Source organism: Micromonospora sp. KC207 (genome assembly GCF_004348615.1).
Lineage (GTDB): Bacteria > Actinomycetota > Actinomycetes > Mycobacteriales > Micromonosporaceae > Micromonospora.
Genome location: NZ_SMKJ01000395.1, coordinates 1 through 4869, shown reverse-complemented (window position 1 = coordinate 4869; position 4869 = coordinate 1). Strand labels below are relative to the sequence as shown.

The 4869-nt window shown below is 72.7% G+C and carries 5 protein-coding genes; 2 read left to right on the top strand and 3 right to left on the bottom strand.

The features are described 5' to 3' along the window. On the bottom strand, window positions 1-609 hold a 609-nt coding region (locus E1258_RS29925; RefSeq protein ID WP_243715782.1), incomplete at its 3' end, for a fibronectin type III domain-containing protein. A gap of 240 nt (window positions 610-849) precedes the next feature. Here E1258_RS29925 and E1258_RS29920 point away from each other — a divergent pair. Then, window positions 850-1938, top strand: a complete 1089-nt coding sequence (locus tag E1258_RS29920; protein WP_243715781.1) for an FAD-binding oxidoreductase — start codon at window positions 850-852, stop codon at window positions 1936-1938. 28 nt (window positions 1939-1966) lie between these two features. Here the strand turns inward: E1258_RS29920 and E1258_RS29915 are convergent, their stop codons facing one another. Then, window positions 1967-2818 (bottom strand): aldo/keto reductase, encoded by an 852-nt coding sequence (locus E1258_RS29915; protein ID WP_132407006.1) that lies wholly within the window; start codon window positions 2816-2818, stop codon window positions 1967-1969. Between the two features lie 147 nt (window positions 2819-2965). After that, a complete protein-coding gene (locus tag E1258_RS29910; RefSeq protein ID WP_132407003.1) occupies window positions 2966-4159 on the bottom strand; it encodes an endonuclease in 1194 nt (397 codons plus the stop codon). Window positions 4160-4444: 285 nt separating this feature from the next. On the opposite strand from E1258_RS29910, the gene E1258_RS29905 reads away from it, so the two are divergent. Beyond that, window positions 4445-4869 (top strand): hypothetical protein (locus E1258_RS29905; protein WP_243715780.1); only part of this gene is annotated, 425 nt, incomplete at its 3' end.

Below are 4869 nucleotides of genomic sequence, written 5' to 3'. Positions count from 1 at the left end.
CGGCAGGTAGTAGTAGAGCTGCCGCTCGATCCGGCCGCAGCCCATCGCCGCCCAGTCGCACTGGGTCACCAGCGAGGTGTTGCCGCCCTCGAAGCGCAGGTGGTAGTCCACCCGGACGGTGCTCAGGTCGAGCGGCTGCGTGCCGGTGTTGACGACCTGCGCGACGAACTGGACCTGGTTGTCCGTCGGCGACCAGTCGAGGTTGAGGTAGCTGACCTTCGCCCGGCCGTAGGCGGTGCGCAGGGCGGTGGCCGCCGACGTGTCCGAGTATCCGCCGATGGTGTACGCCTGGATCGCGATCCGGTACTCGGTGCCCGGCGGCAGGTCGGTCAGGGTGATCGAGGGCGTCTGTGTGCTGCCCAGACCCCGGTACGTGTTGGGGCCCAGCGGCACCAGCACCTGGTACGTGATGGGTTCCGTGCCGCCCGGCTCGCCCACCCAGGCCGATGGCGCCCAGGTGAGGGTGAGCTGGTGCGGCTCGTTGGCCACGACGACGGGCGCGCCGGGCGTGGTGAGGGCCGGGCCGTCATCGGCCCGGGCGGCGGTGACGGCGAGCAGGCTCAGTAGGGCGGCGACGGCGGCTGTGGCGGTGACGCGGCGGGCACGCATGGAAGGCAGCGTAGACGTCGAACAATGTCGATGGGTATGGATGTCCGGCCTGATGTTGCCGCCCGACCGTGCAGGGTCCTGGCTCAAGGGCGGCGGGACCGCGGCGAACCTTGGGTCATCATCGCATCACCATCAGTCAAGGCGGTGAACCGTCGATGGCCACCTCTCGTACCCATGGCCGTGAACACGACGGAGCTGCGAGCGGGGCCGACAGTCACGGTGGCGGGAACGATCCAGGAGGTGAGCGCCGACCTCGGGCCCTCCTGGGCGGCGACCGTCGCCGCCGTTGACCGGGCCGCCGCCAACTTTCTGGACACCGTGAGTGATCGCCTGCCCGGGCTGCTCGGCGGGCGGGAGCACACAGTGGTCTTCGCCGCGCTGGGCCGGCTGGCCGGTGGCGTAGACGACGCGTCCGGGCGGGCCGCGGCGCTGGCGGTCCTGGCCCGGGCCCACCGCCGCGTCGGCCTGCTGCCGCAGCACGCCGACGTGCTCGGCGACGCGCTGCTCGCCACCGTCGCCCGGGAGAACCGGGCACACTGGGCGAGCGCCCTCGCCGCCGACTGGGAGCGCGGGTTCCGGCGGGCGGTCACCGCCGTGCGCCGGGCCGCCGCCCGGGTCGGCGACGGGCCGGCGTGGTGGCCCGCCGAGGTGGTCGCCCGCGACCCGGCCGCCGACGGCGTCGCCGTGCTCACCGTACGCCCGCGGCGACCGCTGCCGTACCGGCCGGGGCAGGCGGTGCCCGTCTGCACCCCGCGCCGTCCCGGCGTCTGGCGGTGGTACTCCCCGGCGAACGCGCCCCGCCCCGACGGCACCGTCGAGCTGCACGTGCGCGCCGTCGCCGCAGGCGCCGTCTCCGGCACCCTCGTCGGCGAGGTACGCCCCGGTGAGTCGCTCCTGCTCGGCCCGCCCTGCGGGATCAGCCTGCTGCTCGACCCCAGTCCCTGGCACGACCTGCTGCTCGTCGCCGGCGGCACCGGGCTCGCGCCGCTGCGCGCCCTCGTCGAGCAGCTCGCCGCCGCCCCGGACGGCCGGCGGGTGACCCTGGTCGCCGGGGCCCGCACCCCGGCAGCCCTGTACGACCGGGCCACCCTAAGGGAGTTGGAGGCCGCCCACGAGTGGCTGACCGTGGTGCCCGCGTACTCCCACGACCCGGCGGCCGGCGCGGCCGAGCAGGGCGACGCGCTCACCGTCGCCCTGCGTCACCACACGGCCGATCAGGAGGTCCACCTGTGCGGGCCGCCGCCGATGGTGGCCGGGGCGCGGCTGCGGCTGCTCGCCGCCGGGGTGCCCGCCGACCGCATCCACCTGCCGGACAACTTCGACCGGTGACGGAAACGGCCGCTCCGGCGCACCGTGCTCAGGCGGGCACGTAGTCGAAGGTGTCCGGGTGCGGGCCCTGTCGGCCCGCCTCGCCCCGGTCAAGGACGGTGATCCGGTCCATCGTCGCGTCGTCCAGCTCGAAGTCGAAGATCTGGAAGTTCTCCGCCATCCGCTCCGGGTTGACCGACTTGGGGAAGACGATGTCGCCGCGCTGCACGTGCCAGCGCAGCACCACCTGGGACACGGTCCGACCGAGCTGTTCGGCGATGTCGATCAGGGTCGGGTCGTCGAGCACCTTGCCCTGGGCGATCGGCGACCACGCCTCGGTGAGGATGTTGTGCCTGTGGCCGTACGCGCGCACCTCCTCGTTGCCGAGGTACGGGTGCACCTCGATCTGGTTGACCGCCGGGACCACGTCCGCCTCGGCGGCCAGCCGCTCCAGGTGCGGCACCTGGAAGTTCGACACGCCGATCGAGCGGGCCCGGCCGTCGCGGCGGAACTCCTCCAGCACCTTCCAGGTGGAGACGAAGTCGCCGTCGTAGCGGGTGGGCAGCGGCCAGTGGATCAGGAACAGGTCGATGTGGTCCATGTTCAGCGCCGCCAACGTGGCGTCGAACGCCCGACGGGCGTCGTCCGGGCGGTGGAAGCTGTTGTTCAGCTTGCTGGTGACGAAGACGTCGTCCCGGTCCAGGCCAGAGTCGCGCACCGCCTGGCCGACCTCGGCCTCGTTGCCGTACATCTCGGCGGTGTCGATGTGCCGGTAGCCGATCTCCAGGGCCCGGCCGACGGCCTCGGCGGTGTCCTGCGGCGGGATCAGGTACACCCCGAAGCCGAGCTGGGGGATGGTGTTGCCGTCGTTGAGCGCAATGTCGGGAACCGTGTTCGCCATCTCGGCAGTCTCTCCCATCGTCAGGGGCCCGTGGGCGCGCGGAGGCCGCGCGACCGGGCCGTGCCACCCGGCTGTCCTACCCCAGCCTGTCGGTTCCGCGCGGTCCGGGTCGGGTGATCTCGACAACCGGGCGGCCCGGGGCGCGGGTCAGCCCCAGATGGCGGTGGCCCACTCCGGGTGGTCGACGAACGGGTTGCGGTTGCCCTGCCAGCGTTCGTAGATGCGCTGGTTGCGGCGCTGCTCGAAGGCGTCCGGCGGGTCGGCCCGGTTCCAGGCGAGCAGCACCGACAGCCTGCCCAGGTACGGGGACGTGCCGTTGGAGACGGAGTGGTTCATCTCCAGGTTCGGCCAGCCGTCGTCGCCCTCGTACCGGATCGCCATGTACATGATCATGCGGGCGACGTCGCCCTTGACCGCGTTGCGCGGCTCGAACGAGTCGGCGTCGGTGTAGCAGCCGGGGGCCTCCGGGACGGCGCTGCCACCGGTGTCGAAGTCCTTGTTCCCGCGCGTCGAGTTCACCGAGACGTCCTCGGGGCGCAGGTGGTGCACGTCGGTGCCGGGCCCGGTGGCGGTGCCGAAGTCGCCGTGCGACTTGGCCCAGACGTGCTCGCGGTTCCAGTCGTCCGCGCCGCCGCCGGTGCTGGTCTTGCTCTGCGAGCGGCCGGTGTAGAGCAACAGGACGTTGTTGGCGTTGGCCGGGTCCTGGTCGGTGTCCTTCAACGCCTCCCACACCTGGTCGTAGCTGAGCTTCGTCTGCGTCCTGATGATGGCGTGCAGGGAGCTGCGCAGCGCGGTCCCGGTCTTGCCGATCGCGCTGGCGTAGTACGTCGAGTCGTACGGCCCGCCGCCGGTCGGGCTGGGCGCCGCGGTGGGCGGGGCCGTCGGCGTCGGGCTCGGGGTGCCGCCGCCGAGGCTCATCGTGGTCGGGCTCTTCAGCCCGCCGTGACTGAAGTACGCGGTCAGCGTCCCGGTGGTGGTGATCTGCTTGCCGCGCAGCCCCGGGTTGGTCAGCAGCCCGAAGGTGCTCCGGTACGCGGTCGTCACCTGGACGTAGAGCATCCTGCTCGTGCCGGTCTCGGCGGCGGTGTCGGCGATGGCGATTGCCGTGTCCGCCGTGTAGCCGGAGGTGATCACCGTGGTCGCCGCCGTCGGCTGGCCGATGACGTACCCGGTGACGGTGGCCGTGCGGCCGTCCTGGGCGGCCAGCGCCTGGGCCACGGTCAGCGTGGTCGTCGCCGAAGCGGAGGTGCTCGACACGACGGGTGCCACCAGTGTGACGACCAGTGCGAACGCCGTGATCAACCGCCCGGACCGCGAGCGGGTGACGCCCTTTGTATCCATGGTCAGCGATGTTAGCGGCGCGGGTGTGAACACCGGGAGAGCGCCGGGGAACTTTACGGGGGTGAAACCACCCGTGCCCGGAGCGGCTGCGCAAGGGCCGCTTCGACGGGGTGCGGGCGCTGTCGACGGAGGATCTGCCGAACCGCCTGCCGCGATTGAACTCATCGCCCCCGTGCGCCGTACCACTGCGCGAGGATGTGGTGCGGCGGGTCGGCCGCACTGCTGCCGAGCTGCGGGAGGCCTGCCGTGCGAGTTGGTGAGCAGTCGACGGATCCCATCGACCAAGTGCTGGGTGAGGTGCCGGTCCCGGCATCCCTGACACCCGAGGACGTCCGGCTCGCGGTCCGGGCGGTGGTGGTGCACACCGCCGAGGAGTGGCCGTCGGGGCCGCTGTGCCGCAACGACGGCGCGTCGTACCCCTGCCGGCTGCACCGGTGGGGCCGGCGGGTGCTGGAGGCCCACGGCCTCAACGGGCGTCAGATCGACGCCCTGATCCGGCACGGCAACCCGTTCGTACACGTGCCGTTCCCGTTCACGGCGACCGGTCCGTCGCGCGCCGACCGGCCCGCCGCCCCTGCGGCGCGCACGCAGGCCGGTCGGATGCCGACACCCCCCGGTCGGGTTCCCACACCCCCCGGTCGGGTCCCCAACCCCGTCGGGCGGCCGGTGATCCGGCCCGGCAATTCCGGCCGGCCGGTGGTGTCCACCAC